Source organism: Pseudomonas sp. F007 (assembly GCF_057814275.1).
Genome location: NZ_JBVATA010000003.1, coordinates 186,848 through 203,725 on the forward strand (window position 1 = coordinate 186,848; position 16,878 = coordinate 203,725).

The following is a 16,878-nucleotide window of genomic DNA, read 5'->3' on the forward strand; positions in this document are numbered from 1 at the left end:
CAGGCTGAAAAAAAGCCCCGGCTCGCGAGAGTTGGGGCTTTTTTATGCTGAAAAGATCCCCGTAGCTGTAGGAGCTGGCTTGCCAGCGAAGGACGTCAACGATAACGCAGCTACTTGATAGAACGCGTTATCGTTCACGTCCTTCGCGAGCAAGCTCGCTCCTACAGGGGGGCGTGTGGCGCAATCACTCCACCGCGCTGGTCAGCTCAGGATTACCAAAGCCTTTGAGCGACGCATTGGACTTGGCGAAGTACTGGCTCCAGAAGCCTTCGAGGTTCTGGATCATCTTGCCGCTGCGGTAGCCGTTCTTGATCTGGGTCGGCACGAAGGCGGCCCCATGCACGTAGACCCGGGCACCGTTGAAATCCGCCAGCAGGTTCTGCTTCTCGACCTTCGCCAGTTCCACGCCTGGATTGATCTCGCGGATTCCGTTGTTGGTGTAGAAGCTGCCGAAGTCGCTGTATTCGAGCATGTCGGACATCAGCAGGATGACGTTGTCGTCCACCCCTTCGGCGGTCTTGGTGTCGTCGCCGATGGACTTCAGGCTGAAGAGGATTTCGCTGCGCGGGATGTCCGAGCTGGACTTGCCCATGGTGCCGGCGAAGGCCTTGCCGAAGCGTTGGTAGAACGCCGTCGACTGACCCTTGAGGCAGGCATCGAACTTGCGCGTGGCCATCATCGGCACGTCGCCCAGCACGGCAGCATCGATGGGTTTCTCCAGCTCGCCGGCAAATTGCAGGCGAGTGTAGTGACCTTCGAGGTAGGCGCTGAACGAGTATAGGCGCAGTTTGTCGCCCGGTTGCAGGAAGCGCTTGATGTGGCCCCAGGCGGTTTTTTGCAGGTCCGGGGTCAGCGGCGTGGTCTGGTCGACCACCACCGTCAGCATGCGGCCGGACGGCGCGCTGCGGAATTGCTCGATCTTCGCTTGGGCGTAGCAGCTCGGGACATCATTGCGCTCCGCTGCCACCAGGGCAGCGGGCGCCAATGCCAGAGCCAGGATCAGGCTCTTGAACTTCATCAGGCCTCCGACTTGTCGAGCAATTGCAGTTTGCGCGCACGGCGGATGGTGGCCACGTCCACGCCCTTCTTGCCGGCCACATAATCCATGTCGTCGTCATCGTAGGCGGTCAGGTCGCCGTAGGCGTTGTGGTCGAAGGCGCCGGTCGAGGGGACAGGAGCTGGTGCGGCAACGGGCGCAGGTGCCGGGGCGGCTTCCACGGTGGCGGCTACGACTTGGGTGACAGCAGGTGCTGGAGCTGGCGCTGCCACCGGTGCAGCCGTCGGTGCCACGTAGAAGATCTTCAAGGCGGCGAAGCTCTTCTTGTAGCCGGCCAGTTCCGTGTCGTTATCACTGATCTGATCGAAGCGCGGGCTGGCCTTGGCGATCAGATCGTTGATCTTGTTGTCGTCGCCGGCATCGATGGCTGCGGTCAGTTCGCTGACGATCTTCGCCATGTAGTCGACGATGACCTTGCGATTGCCAGTGTCGGTCTCGTTTTTGATGCGGATTCGTTCCTTGGTCGCCACCTTGTCGTCTTCCTGCTGAATGTAAGACTCGAAAGTACGGTTCAGCAGGTCCGCGCGCAGTTGTTCCTGGTCGGTGCCGCTGACCCGGAACACGCTCAGTTGCAGGCCTTGCAGGGTGCCCAGCGAAGCCTGGGCATCGTTGGCGACGCTACGAGCCTGGTTGGCGTGATAGCGCATGTAGTCATCGGCGCTGGAGAACTTGTGGGTCAGCTCCCAGGCCTTGCGCGAGTGGGTGCCGGCGAAGCCGAAGATGAACGCCAGGTAGGTCGAACTGGCCTGGATGAAGATGAACAGGCCGCTGAGCACGGCGAAGGTCACCAGGGACGCGCGATGCAGGGCATCGATCTGGTCCTGTGCCGATTTACCGGCAGCGCTGTCGGAGAGTGCCTGCATGTCGTCCGGCAGTGGGATGGCGTCGGCGCTCGGGAAGTCGTCCGCCGCCTGGCTGACGGCGGGCGGGTTGGCGATCAGGTCGGTTTCCTGGGCGTTGAGGGTTTCGGTGCGCACCCAGAACGCAGCAATCGCCAGGCCGACGATGAAGATCCCGTAGCCGATCAACATGGTGTAGCGCTTGGCTGGCTTGTCGCCGTCCTTGTCCACTTTGACCCGGTTGAGGATCTGCTGATAAGGCGCGGCGCCGTCATCGATGTTGGTATTGTCGAGAGTGATGACGGCGGTGCTCATCATGTCGCCACCGGTGCCGCTGCGGCGCAGGTTTTCGTAGGACATGATGTGGTCGACCACGCGATTCTTGTACAACGCGCGACCGGCAAACTCGGACAGGAACAGGCCGATGATGGAAATCACCAGGCCGATGGCAAAGGCGCCGGCCAGCGCCGTGTTCGGTGTGGCCAGGGTCAGGGCAAAGGGCGCCAGGGCGAAACCGAAAGCGGTGGCCTCGATCAGCATCAGGATGACGATCAACGTCCACAGGCCCAGGCCTTTCTCGCGACGACCGTCTTCATGGATCTTGCCCAGATAATCCTGGTTACGGCGGAAGGCCGCTTCCGAAGGCTGGTGCAGGCGATAGTAGGTCTCGTAGAACCCGCACAGCTCCTTCTCGGACGACAGGAAGCCGATAGGCTTGGGGTTGGTTTCGCTGGGCTTTTCCTTTTCACCCGGGTTCTTGACCCAGTGGCGAATCCGACCAAAACCCGGCATGCGAATGCGCAGGTTCATCCACCAGTAGCGGAAGGACGACCAGTAGACGATCACTGGAATCGCCAACAGGATGGTGAAGACGACTGGAATGATCACATACCAGTACGCCGCAAAAAACGTACGAAAAATCTCGAGCATGTTGAGGGTCTCTCTCTATTTAACGGCGCTTGGGCGTGAACTGAGCGACGTAAGCGTCACCCTGTTTCGGGTAAAAGATTTCACCGGCGACTGCGTTGCCGGCGCGTTTGTCGAAGACGATGTCGATGCAGCTCACCGGCGACTGCTGCTGATCGAGCGCGAACACCCGATACAGAATCTGGCTCTCGCCTTCGTAGGTATTGGCGACCGAGGCGTAACCCGGGCTCTGTTTTTTCTGGGCGCTGGCGTAGTCGGTGATGAACTGCAGCTTCGGCGCCTGGGCCACTTTGGCCCCGTCACGCAGCACCGCCACCGGACCGACCGCCACCGAATGGCCGTTGACCGCAGTGGCCCACGGCTTGCCGTTGAGGCCGGGGAAGAACTCGTTGGTGGCGAACTCCTGCAGCGGCTTGTCGTCCGCCAGGCTCTTCACCTGGCCCTCGATGCGCGGCAGGTCGGCGACGCAGGAACTGAGCGGGGCTGCCGCGTTGGCACTGGCAATCAGGGCGAAAGGCGAACTTTTCGGGGTGATGCCCATGGCCAGCAGCGAACGGGTATCGGTGACGGCGTGGCCACCGAAATCAACGCCGCCCTTGCCGCTCAATGGCACGGTCGGCGAGCTGTCGACCACCACCGGCGCTGGCACTTCAGGGGCTGGGGTTTTGCTGGCAGGCTTGCTCGCCACCACCGCAGGTTTGCTCGCCGGTTTGGCGGCAGCAGGCTTGGCCGCCGCAGCCGGCGCGGTGCCGTGGGCGAGGTACTTGGCGTTGCTGCGTTCACTGCGCACGCGCTCGACCAGCAACTGCTCGTTCTCGACTTCGACAAACTCCACTCGACGGTTGGCTGCTCGGCCCTGTTCGGAAGTGTTGTCGGCCAGTGGGCGGGAAGCGCCGGCACCCTGGTAGTAGATGTCCTGACGGGGGATGCCGGCATCGGCGAGGATTCCGCCTACCGCACGGGCGCGCTGTTCCGAGAGTTGCTGGTTGAATTCGGCGGCGCCGGTGGCATCGGTATGACCGACCACCAGGACCTTTTTCGCCACCTGGCCCTTGGCCGGCTGTTTGTCGGTGAGCGCGGCGGCCAGCAGCGTCAGCTGCCGACGACCCGCCGGGGTCAGTTGCGCCGAGCCCACCGCGAACATCTCGGAGGATTGCACCTGGGCTTCCACGCCCACCGGCTGCACGCTTGGCGCGGCGCTCGGGGTGGCGGCGACGTTGGCCTTGATCTCGCTGACCTGCATCACCAGGCCTTCCTGCTTGGCCACGGCCTGCAGCTTCTTCACCCGATCCTGATACAGCAGCGCCACGCCGCAGCCGGCGCCGGCACCCACGGTCGCACCCGCGACCATGGCCTTGCCGTCACCTTTGGTCAGCGCCACGACGGCCACGCCGAGCACCGCTCCCACTGCACCGCCGGCCAGACAGGCGCTGGTTCCCGAGGACTGGCCCAGGTAGCCGTCGACCTGCGCGCAACCGCCCAGGCCCATCGCCACTGCCACGGCAAGTGCCGTCGGCTTCAATATTGTTTTCACACGCATGCCAATGTCCTTTTCCCCATTCCTTGACCCGCCATCAGACGGGGATGCTTGCCAACCCAGCCGTTGAATTTCCAATGCCCGAAGCCCGCCCACGGAAAATCGCAGGCGAGCGAAAGCCCGAGCTGCGCGCATAGCGCGAAACTCCAGGCGAACGAGAGATGTCATGACCCAGGCAAAAGCCCATGAAAGGAAATATCCGTATAAGTGCCAGCCATAAAAGGCCGGGACGTCCGTGTTTGCAGGTGCTGCTCAGAGGGCAGCAAATCTAGCACAACAAAGCGTCAGCTATTCGATCGAGGGTAATGGGCACATGATAGTGCCAAATAGCAGGATAGTGGCAATGTGATATGCAGAAAAACGGCAAATGTGACTTTTGACAGCTCGTATTGGTCGCTGATTGAAGCGTCAACGCGGTGCCGGGTGAGCGAATTCTGCCTGCAGCAAGGCGACAAAGGCCTCCCGCGCCGGATGGCGGACGGCGTGGGCATGCCAGTAGAACAGGTTATCGACGCGTGTCAGGTCGTCGAACTCATAGCCTAACCATCCGGCGTTATGGCGATACTGTTCGTAGATTCCGCGCGGCACCAGGGCCACGCCGGCACCGGCACTGACACAGCCGACGATGGTCCCGTAGCTGGCGATGCTGACGATCTTCTGCGTCAGCTCATGACGCAACAACCACTGCTCGAGCGCCAGGCGGTAAGGGCAGCCTGGCGGCCACATGAACAGGTCCTTGCCATGCAGATCCGCCGCGGTTTGCAAGGGGCCATGGGATTGGGCAGCGATCAGGACCAAGTCCTCGCCATACATCAGTGTGCGTTTGAGTGCAGGACGCTCGACGTCCACCGCCACTATCGCGCCATCGAGCCGGTGATGCTGAACATCGTCGAGCAACTGCGACCAGGTCCCGGTACTCAGCTCCAGCGACACCTTCGGATAGAGCGCATGATATTTGGCCAGCAACGGCGGTAAACGCCCTGACGCGCTGGACTCGATCGCACCAATGCGCAGCGGCCCGCTGGGCTCGTGAGTCGGCGCAACCGCACGCTGCGCCTCAGTCGCCAGATTGAGAATGCGCGACGCGTAATCGAGGAACACCTCTCCGGCCGGGGTAATCCGCAGCCCTCGGCCATAGCGGAAAAACAACGCAGTGCCGAGTTCACGCTCAAGGGACTTGATGCGCGCGGTGACATTAGACGGCACGCAGTGGAGCAATTCGGCGGCGCGCGCGATGCTGCCGCTATCGGCCACCGTCTTGAACATGCGCAGTTGGGACAGTTCCATAGCTCACCAAAAGTGAATTCTCGTAGCAGTTTAAGTCACTTGTTGTGAATGAAGGCGTTTTTGATACTCCCTGTGAGTCGTACACATCAGAGGAGTCTCCATGCAGCGCAGTTTGCTCAACATCAAACCCGGACTGAAAATCAGCATGGCGACGGTCTTTGTCATCCTGTGCTGGGCCTATTCGCCGATCGGCATCCGCATCGGATTGCAGGGTTACGAGCCTGGCCAGTTGGCCTTGATGCGCTTCCTCATCGCCTCGGCGTTCATGGCCGCAGTCGCCGCCGTCATGGGCATTTCCCTGCCGCGACTCAAAGACCTGCCACTGCTGATGCTGCTCGGCTTCTTCGCCGTCAGCCTGCACCACATCGCGCTCAACTTCGGCCAACGCAACATCAGCGCCGGCGCCGCGAGCGTCCTGGCGCAATCGACACCGCTGTTCAGCACACTGCTGGCGCACTTCGTGTTCAAGGATCGGGTCAACACCTGGCAATGGCTCTGCCTGCTCTGCGGCCTGTTCGGCGCCGCCGTGGTCATCAGCGGGGACCGGGGCCTGGGCCAACTCGACGCCCACGGTCTGCTGATCCTGCTGGCGGCACTGTCGTGGAGCCTGTACTTCGCCCTGCAGAAACACCACGCCCACCGCTACGACCCACTGACCATGGTCTGCTACACCATCTGGTCCGGCACCGCGCTGCTGCTGGTCTACGCGCCGGGCCTGTGGCACCAGGCACAAAACGCCCCGATCAACGTCAACCTTGCACTCATCACCCTCGGCATCTTCCCCAGCGCCCTGGCGTACCTGGCCTGGGCTTATGTGCTCAAACACAGCGTGGTCAGCCGGGCGTCGATGGCCCTGTACCTGATCCCGCCGACGGCTATGGGGATGGCTTCGGTGGTGTTGGCGGAGCGGCCTTCAGTGATGGTGGTTGTGGGTGGGGTGATTGTGTTGGGGAGTGTGGTGGGGGTTAGGTTGGGGCCTGTGCGGGGGCGGGAGGAACTGGGCAGTGAGAATGGCGCGAGGCCGTGACGCTTAGAAACAGAACATGAAATTATCTGGCGGGCAGATATCTGTTTGACAGATATCTGGATATGAGATAAAACTCATTGTATGCAAGGACGCCGGAGACCAAAAATATGCGAGTGGTTACAAAGACGGCGGTTGCTCAAGCTATTGAAGCGTACAGCCAATGGAAAGAGCCACTGAATTTGTGGCTGATCACCTTTGACAGGCCGCCTCTTCGGTTCGAGTCCTTTGAGCAGATTCGCGGCGTTTGGCTCACTGCCTCAGGATGGAACGTTGATCGTATCCCCCACTCAAAGCTGAGGCTCGCGAGTAAGAAAGGACCTCTTGATATCTATGTATTTGATATCAAGAAAAATGAGTGTCGAGTCATCGCGTGGATCAACACGCGGACCGGCACCATCTACATCAAGGACATTCTGTCCCACGCCGGCTATGACAAGTGGTGCAGAAGTGATGTTAAGTAGCTGATCAGGAAAATCGGCTCTATTTATGAATGATGCAATTATAGGTGACAAGATGAAGCGTGATAAGATCGAAGCCACTGGACTAGATTCCTTCATTGCTAATATTTCACCAATGTTTGAAGGGCTGAGTGATCAGATAGCCACAATGTCCAAGTTGTTGTCAGCATGTCATGATCCGATTGAAGATGATAATGACTTGCAGGGACGTATGGCGCTAATTGATGAACTCTACTCTCACGCAGACAGTGAAGATCATGCAGCGGCACGTTTTGCTGAGCTGGTTGCTGATCGGGTGTATGAGTACGAAACTGAAACGGTCTTGATACCGCAAACCTCCCAGTCGGAAGCGCTAGCGTTTCTGATTTCCGATAGGGGAGTTAAACAAAAAGATTTATCGGGTATTGCAACGCAAAGTGCTGTTTCTGAGATCCTGAACAACAAAAGAAAAATGACGGTTGCCCAAATAAAAGGTTTTGCCGGTTTCTTTAATGTTCCGGTTGAGTTTTTTATGCAGGGTGCAGTCTAAAGAAAGGTTTGGTGTGAGTTTGGAAAAATAGCCCCTTCGAATTAAATGTGATTTGGGGCTTTCGTCTATGAAATATGGGCTGTTGATGTGATAACGGCCAAACCAGTGAGCGTCAAAGAAGATCCATGGTGTCCATGGAATCTGCCATGCGGTAACCCATCGCCTTGTAACCCGCCTGGCGCTTATCCCACATCCTCAGCAGCGCGACATTACCCTCGTCAACGAAGTCGATTACTCGCACGTCCGTCTTGTCGGCATGGGATCGATGCAGTCGTCCCGCATATTGCTGAAGAATTCCCTTCCAGGAGACGGGCATTGCCAGCACCAGCGTGTCCAGCGGCGGATGATCGAAGCCTTCACCTACCAGTTTTCCTGTTGCTAAAAGTACTCGTGGAGCATCCGGGGGAAGGGACTCAAGCTCATGCATGCGGGAAATCCGCTGTTTCTTGGGTACTCGCCCATGCAGCGTGAACAGGTCAGGCACGCGAGGCTTCAATTCTGATTCAAGGATATCCACATGTTCTGTCCGTTCCGTCAGCACCAGAACTTTTCTACCCTCGTTGTACGCCAACTCGATCTCCGAGACTATCTTGGCGGTCCGCTCAGAGTCGTCGGCTAGATGACGAAAAATATCCTGAATCCCGAAGCCGTCGGGGACCACTATGGGTTTGGGTAGCAATCGAGGCACGACAGTCAGGTCATGGGGAGCGCTCGCTGGTCGAGCAGCAGAATGTCGGATGGGGCCGCACTGCATGAAAATAATGGGTTGCTGCCCATCCCGGCGCACTGGTGTCGCTGTGAGTCCCAATACGTATCGTGCGTTCGCGTTCCGCAGTAGTGCCTCGAATGACACTGCTGATAGGTGATGACACTCATCAACGATGATCTGGCCGTAGTTTTTGACCTGATCGCTAATCTCACCTTTTCGTGATAACGACTGCATGACGGCAATATCGATGATGCCTGTGAGTTTTGCTTTTCCGCCCCCCAGCGTGCCAACGACAGTATTTCCTACTCCCAGGAACGCCTGCAGGCGCTCTTGCCACTGCCTTAACAGTTCCGTCCGATGTACAAGCACCAACGTGTTAATGCCACGTGCGGCAATCAACGCCGCAGCGCTTACCGTTTTACCGAAAGCTGTCGGTGCACAAAGGATACCGGTGTCATGAATTAGCATTGCGCTGACAGCGGCATCTTGGTCGGGCCGCAAGGTTCCTAGAAAGCTCACGGTGATGGGTGCGCCCGGGAAGCGTTCATCTTTAACCGCAGGGGAAATCCTGTTTTTCTTTAGCAACTCCAGCGCTGCATCCAAACAACCGCGCGGTAAAGCAATGTGCTTGGGAAAGTTCTGGGCACAGCTGATTATCCTTGGCTTGTTCCATACTGACATGCGCATGGCCTGGGCTTTGTAGAACTCAGGATTTTGAAAGGCCGCGAGTCGGATAAGCTGGTTTGCCAATGGTTGTGGCAACTCCGACTTTTCAAAGTAAATCATGTTAGCCAGCGTGATGTTGACAGCAGCAGGCAACGGGCATGTCAACTTGCTCGATCTTGGCTCACGATCTTTCCATGGTTCTGCATCAGCTTCGTCATCCACATAAGCGACCCCTAATGGATCTCGATTGCCGACCGCCTTGATAATAACGGGCTGGATATCTTCTGGATTCATGCGCTGAATTGATGCCAGGAAGACCCATTGATCAGGATGAGGTAACAGCTCGTCGTCTACAAACACGCTGTTGTTTTGGGCTCTGGCGCGCTTCTGTAAAGGGAGTGCAATGAGATTTCCGAAGCCGCCCTTAGGCATATAGTCCTGATTTGGAAACAATCGATCATAGGAGCTGAGCGCCAATTGGCGAGTGCGCTCACAGGCGTGACTGATGATCGCCGCACCGAGGCGGCGCGCATCATGGGCAGGAACATTGCGTTCAAAGAATATCCAGCCATGAGCACCTTGGCCCGAGCGCGATATTTCCAGCGCTACTGGAACGTTCAGCTCATGGCATGACTGCACAAACGCCTTGGAGTCATCACGCCATTCGGCCTCATCGAAGTCGACCGCCAAAAAGTAACAACTGTCATCAGAGAGTAGGGGATAGATACCTACGACCCATTCGCCCGCCAGATGTCGATAGACCACCTCATCGGTCAGTGGAAGCAGCTTGCGGTTGCCGCAGTCGCCACATTTGATCCGGGGCTTCTCGCAAACGCCAGGTTTCCATTCGTGTGCGCAAGCGGGTGCGTATCCTGATTTGCCTGCCTTGCTTTCCCAGCGAACTGGATAAACGTCCGTTCTGCCACGAAACAAACTTCGGAATAAGGCAAGCTTTCCATCGGTATCAAGTTGCTGTGATTGTTCTGTCTGGACAATCGCTATCCTGACTGGCTCAGCAGATGGGCGCCATTCGATGCCATGAGTTTCCAGCAAGGCAATCAGTCTTGCGTTCTCAGCCTTTAGCTTCGCCACCAGACCAGTGTCTATCACCGCCTTCAGCCTCGACGTCTCAGATGGAGTGCATGGCCGAAATTCACAACTTCGACAAATTAAAACGTAGAGGTTATCAAATTATTGAAACAGCTTGCTTTGGCAGAGGTTGAGCAAAGTACGGGTCGTCAAACCGGCGATCAGGATTCAGGGAACGTCCTTGAATCAAAGTAAAGGAGTTGCGCGAAGCGGATTGCCATTGTGGGGGAGGATCATTGGCAGAAGATGTTGTTTGGTTGAGCTGGTTGTCTTGGGCTCAGATCTTCGCTGGAGCTGATGGCCTCTTCGCGAGCAGGCTCGCTCCTACAGGGTCCAGAGTGGCATTCCAGAAACAACAAAGCCCTCGTATTTCTACGAGGGCTTTGTTTTGTATGGTGCCGGCACCAGGAGTCGAACCCGGGACCTACTGATTACAAGTCAGTTGCTCTACCAACTGAGCTATACCGGCGTGTTGGGCGACGATTATAGCGATTGCTTGGCGTCTGTAAACCCCTGAATTCTGACTATTTTTGCATCAGGCTTTGGGTCAGGCCCGGCGCAGGACTTTCTTGAGCTTTTCCAGGGTGCGCCAAGTGCGGCTGTTGCGCAGGGCGTGGAGTTCGGCTTCGGCGCGTTCGGCGCGTTGGCGTTGGCTGTGCAGGGCGTTTTCCAGGTCGGCGATGGGGTGGCTGAATTTGTGGCCGTAGCAGAACTGGAACTCGTCGAGGTTGCACGGGGCGAGGTCGAAGGCGCCTTTGAAGTGCAGGTGTTCTTCGGCCAGGTAGAAGGTGTTGAGGCCGTCGAACAGCACGGATTGATAGCCGGCGTCGGTCAGCAGGGGCTCCCAGGTCTGGTCGCGGGCCCAGGGGGTTTCGATCAGGATGATCCATGGGCGCCAGCGGCTGAAGTCCATGCCGCGCAGGACGGTTTCTTCGTGGCCTTCGACGTCGATTTTCAGGAAGTGGATCGGGCCCTTGACGTGTTCTTCGCAGATCGAGCTCAGGGTGCGCGAGGTGACGGTGTGGCTGCGCACATCCATGCCCGCGTCCTGATGCTGTTTGGCGACGGCCGGCTCGACGGTGGACAGGCCGGTGTCGGCGATGGCGTAGAAGGTCACGTCGGCGGCGTTTTCGCCGGCCACGCATTGCAGGTTGATGTCCCGGGGCCGCTCCCTGCACAGGGCGTCGTGGTAGGCCTGCACCGGCTCGATGTTGATGCCGGACCAACCGCGCTCGTAGAACGCCTTGGTCACCGAGTCGGCGGTCGGCTCGTTCGCGCCGACGTCAATGTAGAAGCCGTTTTCGAAAAATTTCAGAGCGCGCCACAGGCGAATGTCTTCGAAGTTCTGTGCATAGGAAATGAACGTCACGGGCGGTTCCTGTCGGTCTGCTCAGGGCACGCGCGCGGCGCCCGTTCGCCTTGTATAGCAACTGCGTTTATCCGGCGCAATTACTGGCGTGAGAGGTCCGGGATTCGGCAGTTATGTCCTTTGGTTTTAACGCTTATGCACAATCGACAGTTGTTTCAACGCTGCGACGCGAGTGTTCCAGCCTTGATTCTCATCAAATGCGCAACTGGCTGTTATTTGGGTGATTTTTTTCTTGTGAACAAAAAATGAACAGTTGCATTTTTGTTACACGACCCTAGGATTCATGGGCTTTCGGTAATTTAATCAACAGAGTTATCCACAGGCTCAGTGGCGTTCGGCGAGTAGCAGCAAATTACGCGGAGTCAGGGCGGTTTCGCAGAAAGTGCCCAAGCGTACGGTATAGCCTTTGGATTGCAGAAACAGGGCGCGGTCAAGCACCAGCCAGAGTTCGAGCGGGCGGCGAAACAGGCCGCGCAGCAGCTCGAGGTTGCGTACTTCGGCCAGGCGTTGCCAGCCGGCGGCTTCCAGTGCCGGCCAGTTCTGAACGCCGACTGTGGATAATTCCTTCAGCGCGGCCAGGTCGCGGCAGTAGTCGGCGAAGGGTTTGTCCAGCCAGGCGCTGGGCAGCGACGGTGTGGGCAGGTAGTCGTCGCAGCCGCGCAGTTGCCGCTGCAGCAGGTCAAAGCCGAGGCGCCGGGCCATGGAGCTGTCGCGCTGGCGGCGGACCCGGGCGCCGGCCGTCACGGTTTCGCTGAGGGGCAGGGCCAGGTCGTCGAGCGACAGCCGCAAGGCCGAGTTTTGCCCGGCTGCTGACAGCGCCTGATAGTGGTTGGCGTGAATGCGGTTGTAGCAGCACGGCGCGACTGCCAGTTGTCGGCAGCCGGCGGCGCTGGCCAGTTGCAACAGGCGCACGTGTAGATCGCCGCAGGCGTGCAGGGCCACCGGGGTCAGGTCGGCGTTCAGGTGCTGGGCGGCATCGTCTGCCAGCACGTCCTGCTGGCGGTGCAGGGCCGGCAGATGGTGGTGTTGGCTCAGCGCCTGGCCACTGCTGACCAACGTCGGGTCATATTCCAGGCAGGTCAGCTGTTGATGGGCTTGTAGCAGGCGGCGGCCCAGATGACCCTTGCCGGAACACCAGTCCAGCCAGTGCCGAGGCTGATCGCCAAATTGCAGGCAGGCGGCGAAGGCTTCGATCTGCTGCCATTTGCGTCCCGGCACGTCGACGTTGAGGCGATGGGCGGCGGGCGCGATGGCTTGGACAGGAAGCTCGCCGACAGCGCTGAGGGCAATGGCCTGGGCTGCCAATGCCGGAAAGGGCGCCGGTGCGTCGAGTTGTTCAGGGTGGTTGTGGCTGTTTTCTGCGTCTTCCTGCGTGCGCTGGCGCAGCCAGGCGGCCAGTTCAGGGTGCTCGGTTTCCCAGGGCAGCTGGCGCTGGGTAAACGGACGCGGGCGCCAGAGTGCCTGGTGCTGGCTGAGGAAGGTGTCGAGGGCGTTGAAGCGGGCGAGCAGCTGCTCGCCCGTCAGCACCGGGGTGTCAGCGGCCCTGGCAGGCATCGACGCGCAACCAGCGCTCCAGCAACTTGAAGCCGCGCACCAGGATGTAGGCCATCAGCAGGTAGAACATCCCGGCGGCGAAGAAGATCTCTACCGGCAGGTAGGTCCGGGCAATGATGGTGCGGGCCATGCCGGTCAGTTCCAGCAAGGTCACGGTGCTGGCCAGGGCGCTGGCCTTGAGCATCAGGATCACTTCGTTGCTGTAGGCCGGCAGGCCGATCCGCGCGGCACGCGGCAGGATGATGTAGAACAGCGCCTTGGGCCGCGACATGCCGAGCGCCCGGGCGGCTTCGATTTCACCCGGCGGGATGGCCTGGATCGCGCCGCGCAGGATCTCGGCGATGTAGGCGGCGGTGTGCAGGGTCATGGTGGCGGTGGCGCACCAGAACGGATCGCGCAGGTACGGCCACATCGCGCTGTTGCGCACCGCATCGAACTGCGCCAGGCCGTAGTAGACCAGGAACAACTGCACCAGCAGCGGCGTGCCGCGGAAAAAGAAGATGTAGGCGTAGGGCAGGGCGCGCACGTACCAGAGCTTGGACGAACGGGCGATGCCCAGCGGAATCGCCAGCAGCAGGCCGAGGATGACGGCGATGGCCACCAGTTCCAGGGTCAGGGTGGCGCCCTGGGCCAGTTTCGGCAGCCACTTGATGATCACTTCCCAGTTCATTCGGTGCTCCGGGCAAAGCCGCGAGCGGCGCGTTTTTCCAGCAGGTGCATGGCGGTCATGGCAATCACGGTCAGGCCCAGGTACATGAAGGCGGCGACCATGTAGAAGGTGAAGGGCTGCTTGGTCATGGTCACGCCGTTCTGCGCGTGGCGCATGATTTCTTCAAGGCCGATGACCGATACCAGTGCGGTGTCCTTCATCAGGATCATGAACAGGTTGCCCAGCCCCGGCAGGGCAATGCGCCACATCTGCGGCATGATCAGCTTGGTGAAAATCCGCCATTTCGACAGGCCGAGAGCTACGCCAGCTTCACGATGGCCCTTGGGGATGGCCAGGATCGCCCCACGGAACACTTCCGTGGCATAGGCGCCGAAGCACAGGCCAAGGGCGATGACGCCGGCGGCGAAGGCGTTGAGGGCCAGGTCGGGGGTGCCGAAGAACTCGCCGATGACGCGCATCAGGTTGACGGTGCCGAAGTAGATCAGCAGGACCCACAGCAGTTCGGGAATGCCGCGAACCAGGGTCGAGTAGGTGCCGCCAAGCCACTGCAGTGACTTGTACGGAGAAGTCTTGGCCAAGGCGCCGAGCAGGCCGAGCACCAGCCCCAGGCACAGTGCCGTGAGAGCCAGTTTGACGGTCATCAGCGCGCCAGCGGCGAGCGCCGGGCCGAATCCTTGGAGATCGATAATCATGGAAGTCTATTCAGGTTGCAGCAGGCTTTGCAAAAGACCGGCGCAGCCAGGGGCTGCGCCGGTCAGGCACGTCAGGATCAGTAGATGCTGAACGGGAAGTACTTGTCGTTGATCTTCTTGTAGGTGCCGTCAGCGACGATTTCTTTCAGTGCGCTGTTGAGCTTGTTGCGCAGCTCGTTGTCACCCTTGCGCACGGCGATGCCGATCTTGTCGCTTTCGACAACCGGGTCGCCCTTGAACTCGTAGTTCTTGCCGGCGTCGCTTTTCAGCCAGTCGTAGTTGGCGTACTTGTCGGCCAGGATCGCATCGACGCGACCGGAGGTCAGGTCGAGGTAGGCGTTTTCCTGGGTGTCGTACAGGCTGACCTTGATCTCGTCACCGTAGGTGTCTTCCAGCCAGGTGCCCGCCAGGGTGGCGCGTTGGGTGCCGATGGCCTTGCCCTTGATGGAGTCCTTGTCGGTCTTGAAGTCGACGTTTTTCGGCGCGATGAATTGCAGTTTGTTCGAGTAGTAGGGGTCGGTGAAATCAACCGCCTGCTTGCGTTCATCGGTGATCGACAGCGAGGACACCAGGAAGTCGAACTTCTTGGCGTTGAGGGCCGGGATGATGCCGTCCCAGTCGGACGTGACGACTTCGCACTCGACCTTCATCTTGGCGCACAGGGCGTCGCCGATGTCTTTGTCGAAACCGACGACCTGGCCGCTGGCATCCTTGTTGTTGAACGGCGGGTAGGCCGCCTCGATACCCATCCGCAGTTTTTCCGCGGCCATGGCGTTGGCCGAGAACACCAGGGTGGCGGCCGCGGCCAGGAGGAATTTCTTGTAGGTCTGCATGCGGGGAGCTCCGTTAGCGGTTGCTGGACATGAATTGTTTGCAGCGCGCCGAAAGCGGGTTTTCAAACACCTGCTGTGGCGATCCTTGCTCTTCTACCAGGCCCTGGTGCAGGAACACCACTTCACTGGAGACCTGACGGGCAAAGCCCATTTCATGGGTGACCAGCAGCATGGTGCGGCCTTCTTCGGCCAGGGCGCGGATCACACTAAGTACTTCCTGAACCATTTCCGGGTCAAGTGCGGAAGTCGGCTCGTCGAACAGAATCACCTTCGGCTGCATCGCCAGGGTGCGGGCGATGGCCGCGCGTTGCTGCTGGCCGCCGGAGAGTTGCGCCGGGTAGGCGTGGCGCTTGTCGGCGATGCCGACCTTGGCCAGCAGGGCTTCGGCGACTTCAGTGGCCTCGGCCTTGCTCTGGCCCAGTACCCGACGCGGCGCCTCGATGATGTTGTCGAGCACGCTCATGTGCGGCCACAGGTTGAAATTTTGAAACACAAAACCGATCTCGCTACGCAGACGATTGATCTGTTTGCCGTCGGCGGCCACCAGTTCGCCGTTTTTCGCGGCCTTGAGCTTGAGCTCTTCGCCGGCCACCAGGATCTGCCCCTGGTTGGGGTTTTCCAGCAGGTTGATGCAACGCAGAAAGGTCGATTTGCCGGAGCCGGAGGAACCCAGGATCGAGATCACATCGCCGTCGCGTGCGGTCAGCGAGACGCCTTTGAGCACCTCGAGCTGGCCGTAGCGTTTGTGCAGGTTGCGGATTTCAAGCGCGGGCGTGGCCTCGGCCATGTGCGGTCCTCATTGTATTCGGTTGTGCTTGTGCTGTTGGGCAGCCTTCCTGGCGAGGCGCCAAGCTAGCATAGCGGTGGAATGGCGGCCAACAGCCCCACGGGGCGTACACGGGATGTGGTGAGCGGGTGTCGCATCGACGCAGCAGACTGTCGCGCCATCAACAACCGAACATCCGTTCGATGCCATGTGTGCGTGGGGGGAGCGTAAAAAAAGGCGCGATGGTGCCAGCTTTGGCCGGGTGTTGGAAGGCTTGAGCGGACATTCGGTACAGATCTGCACAATTAGTGTGCACGGGATTTTCAGCGCGAAGCCGCTTTGATTTGGTCATGCCTTGAAATAATTTGCCGGCCCGCAGCGCGTGAACTGCGGACCGGCGATTGGCCATGACCCGTTTACTCGGCCTTGTCCTGCGGCTCCTCGAGGGATGCGCGGTAGCTGTCCAGGGCCTTGCTGAAATCGCTGATGAACTGTGGCTCGGTGAGCCAGGCCTGGGCGGTCTCGCGATCCATGCCATCGGCCCACATGCGGTAGTCGATCAGCATGTCGGCAGCCAGGTGGGTGGCGGCCATCGATTCGTTCTCGGCGTTTTCCATGTCCAGCAGTTCTGGGCGTTCGTTGATGATGCCGCTGAGGTCGTTCAGCAGGATCAGCAGCATCTCGTCACGGCTGTTGGCTTCGGCTGCATGCATCTTGCTGAACATGGCCAGGGTGTACTCGGGGATCGGCTCGGCGAGGTGGCCGGTGTCGTCGTCCAGCGCCAGCGGCTTGCGGCCGACCATGCGGATCTGTTTGGCCTTGGCCTTGGCGCGCTTGGCGCGTTTTTGCTGCTTGTTCGGGGATGCCAT

The 16,878-nt window shown here is 59.5% G+C and carries 15 protein-coding genes and 1 tRNA gene; 3 read left to right on the top strand and 13 right to left on the bottom strand.

From position 1 onward, the window contains the following. Positions 1 to 184: 184 nt before the first annotated feature. The 4 genes from ACZYR5_RS08310 to ACZYR5_RS08325 form a co-directional block, all read right to left on the bottom strand. Positions 185 to 1,018, bottom strand: a complete 834-nt coding sequence (locus ACZYR5_RS08310) for a hypothetical protein (protein WP_489089190.1) — start codon at positions 1,016 to 1,018, stop codon at positions 185 to 187. Continuing rightward, complete coding sequence (locus ACZYR5_RS08315; protein ID WP_489089191.1) at positions 1,018 to 2,826, bottom strand: hypothetical protein; 1,809 nt, start codon at positions 2,824 to 2,826, stop codon at positions 1,018 to 1,020. Before ACZYR5_RS08315 ends, ACZYR5_RS08310 begins: the two co-directional genes overlap by 1 nt. Before the next feature lie 19 nt (positions 2,827 to 2,845). Then, entirely contained in the window at positions 2,846 to 4,363 is a 1,518-nt protein-coding gene (locus tag ACZYR5_RS08320) for an OmpA family protein (protein WP_489089192.1), read from the bottom strand. Positions 4,364 to 4,768: 405 nt separating this feature from the next. Continuing rightward, complete coding sequence (locus ACZYR5_RS08325) at positions 4,769 to 5,647, bottom strand: LysR family transcriptional regulator (protein WP_489089193.1); 879 nt, start codon at positions 5,645 to 5,647, stop codon at positions 4,769 to 4,771. Positions 5,648 to 5,747: 100 nt separating this feature from the next. Here ACZYR5_RS08325 and ACZYR5_RS08330 point away from each other — a divergent pair, with 100 nt between their 5' ends. The 3 genes from ACZYR5_RS08330 (at position 5,748) to ACZYR5_RS08340 (ending at position 7,661) form a co-directional block, all read left to right on the top strand. Then, entirely contained in the window at positions 5,748 to 6,674 is a 927-nt protein-coding gene (locus ACZYR5_RS08330; protein ID WP_489089194.1) for a DMT family transporter, read from the top strand. 107 nt (positions 6,675 to 6,781) lie between these two features. After that, positions 6,782 to 7,135: a type II toxin-antitoxin system HigB family toxin gene (locus ACZYR5_RS08335; RefSeq protein WP_489089195.1), complete on the top strand. Its 354-nt coding sequence runs from the start codon at positions 6,782 to 6,784 to the stop codon at positions 7,133 to 7,135. A 52-nt stretch (positions 7,136 to 7,187) separates the two neighbouring features. Then, positions 7,188 to 7,661, top strand: coding sequence for a helix-turn-helix domain-containing protein (locus ACZYR5_RS08340; RefSeq protein ID WP_489089521.1), 474 nt, complete (start codon positions 7,188 to 7,190; stop codon positions 7,659 to 7,661). Between the two features lie 112 nt (positions 7,662 to 7,773). On the opposite strand, the gene ACZYR5_RS08345 is transcribed toward ACZYR5_RS08340, so the two are convergent. The 9 genes from ACZYR5_RS08345 to ACZYR5_RS08385 all read right to left on the bottom strand — a co-directional run bounded on the left by ACZYR5_RS08345 (position 7,774) and on the right by ACZYR5_RS08385 (position 16,878). After that, positions 7,774 to 10,146, bottom strand: a complete 2,373-nt coding sequence (locus ACZYR5_RS08345) for a TOTE conflict system archaeo-eukaryotic primase domain-containing protein (protein ID WP_489089196.1) — start codon at positions 10,144 to 10,146, stop codon at positions 7,774 to 7,776. A gap of 372 nt (positions 10,147 to 10,518) precedes the next feature. Then, a tRNA-Thr gene (locus ACZYR5_RS08350) sits at positions 10,519 to 10,594 on the bottom strand. A gap of 78 nt (positions 10,595 to 10,672) precedes the next feature. Then, positions 10,673 to 11,494, bottom strand: a complete 822-nt coding sequence (locus tag ACZYR5_RS08355; protein WP_489089197.1) for an FkbM family methyltransferase — start codon at positions 11,492 to 11,494, stop codon at positions 10,673 to 10,675. A 324-nt stretch (positions 11,495 to 11,818) separates the two neighbouring features. Then, positions 11,819 to 13,048: a methyltransferase gene (locus ACZYR5_RS08360; protein WP_489089198.1), complete on the bottom strand. Its 1,230-nt coding sequence runs from the start codon at positions 13,046 to 13,048 to the stop codon at positions 11,819 to 11,821. After that, a complete protein-coding gene (locus tag ACZYR5_RS08365; protein ID WP_027617340.1) occupies positions 13,029 to 13,718 on the bottom strand; it encodes an ABC transporter permease in 690 nt (229 codons plus the stop codon). The genes ACZYR5_RS08360 and ACZYR5_RS08365 overlap by 20 nt, the downstream gene beginning before the upstream one ends. After that, positions 13,715 to 14,410 carry an ABC transporter permease gene (locus tag ACZYR5_RS08370; protein ID WP_489089199.1) on the bottom strand — a complete coding sequence of 232 codons (696 nt, stop codon included), beginning with the start codon at positions 14,408 to 14,410 and terminating at the stop codon, positions 13,715 to 13,717. The genes ACZYR5_RS08365 and ACZYR5_RS08370 overlap by 4 nt, the downstream gene beginning before the upstream one ends. A 77-nt stretch (positions 14,411 to 14,487) precedes the next feature. Beyond that, positions 14,488 to 15,243, bottom strand: coding sequence for an ABC transporter substrate-binding protein (locus ACZYR5_RS08375; RefSeq protein ID WP_489089200.1), 756 nt, complete (start codon positions 15,241 to 15,243; stop codon positions 14,488 to 14,490). A gap of 13 nt (positions 15,244 to 15,256) precedes the next feature. Then, positions 15,257 to 16,030, bottom strand: a complete 774-nt coding sequence (locus tag ACZYR5_RS08380) for an ABC transporter ATP-binding protein (RefSeq protein WP_489089201.1) — start codon at positions 16,028 to 16,030, stop codon at positions 15,257 to 15,259. A 395-nt stretch (positions 16,031 to 16,425) separates the two neighbouring features. Continuing rightward, positions 16,426 to 16,878: a hypothetical protein gene (locus ACZYR5_RS08385; RefSeq protein ID WP_489089202.1), complete on the bottom strand. Its 453-nt coding sequence runs from the start codon at positions 16,876 to 16,878 to the stop codon at positions 16,426 to 16,428.

What these genes read in the sequence shown, in the direction of transcription:
- ACZYR5_RS08310 (WP_489089190.1), bottom strand. Translation starts at nt 1,018, where the DNA reads ATGAAGTTCAAGAGCCTGATCCTGGCTCTGGCATTGGCGCCCGCTGCC.
- ACZYR5_RS08315 (WP_489089191.1), bottom strand. Translation starts at nt 2,826, where the DNA reads ATGCTCGAGATTTTTCGTACGTTTTTTGCGGCGTACTGGTATGTGATC.
- ACZYR5_RS08320 (WP_489089192.1), bottom strand. Translation starts at nt 4,363, where the DNA reads ATGCGTGTGAAAACAATATTGAAGCCGACGGCACTTGCCGTGGCAGTG.
- ACZYR5_RS08325 (WP_489089193.1), bottom strand. Translation starts at nt 5,647, where the DNA reads ATGGAACTGTCCCAACTGCGCATGTTCAAGACGGTGGCCGATAGCGGC.
- ACZYR5_RS08330 (WP_489089194.1), top strand. Translation starts at nt 5,748, where the DNA reads ATGCAGCGCAGTTTGCTCAACATCAAACCCGGACTGAAAATCAGCATG.
- ACZYR5_RS08335 (WP_489089195.1), top strand. Translation starts at nt 6,782, where the DNA reads ATGCGAGTGGTTACAAAGACGGCGGTTGCTCAAGCTATTGAAGCGTAC.
- ACZYR5_RS08340 (WP_489089521.1), top strand. Translation starts at nt 7,188, where the DNA reads ATGAAGCGTGATAAGATCGAAGCCACTGGACTAGATTCCTTCATTGCT.
- ACZYR5_RS08360 (WP_489089198.1), bottom strand. Translation starts at nt 13,048, where the DNA reads ATGCCTGCCAGGGCCGCTGACACCCCGGTGCTGACGGGCGAGCAGCTG.
- ACZYR5_RS08365 (WP_027617340.1), bottom strand. Translation starts at nt 13,718, where the DNA reads ATGAACTGGGAAGTGATCATCAAGTGGCTGCCGAAACTGGCCCAGGGC.
- ACZYR5_RS08370 (WP_489089199.1), bottom strand. Translation starts at nt 14,410, where the DNA reads ATGATTATCGATCTCCAAGGATTCGGCCCGGCGCTCGCCGCTGGCGCG.
- ACZYR5_RS08375 (WP_489089200.1), bottom strand. Translation starts at nt 15,243, where the DNA reads ATGCAGACCTACAAGAAATTCCTCCTGGCCGCGGCCGCCACCCTGGTG.
- ACZYR5_RS08380 (WP_489089201.1), bottom strand. Translation starts at nt 16,030, where the DNA reads ATGGCCGAGGCCACGCCCGCGCTTGAAATCCGCAACCTGCACAAACGC.
- ACZYR5_RS08385 (WP_489089202.1), bottom strand. Translation starts at nt 16,878, where the DNA reads ATGGCATCCCCGAACAAGCAGCAAAAACGCGCCAAGCGCGCCAAGGCC.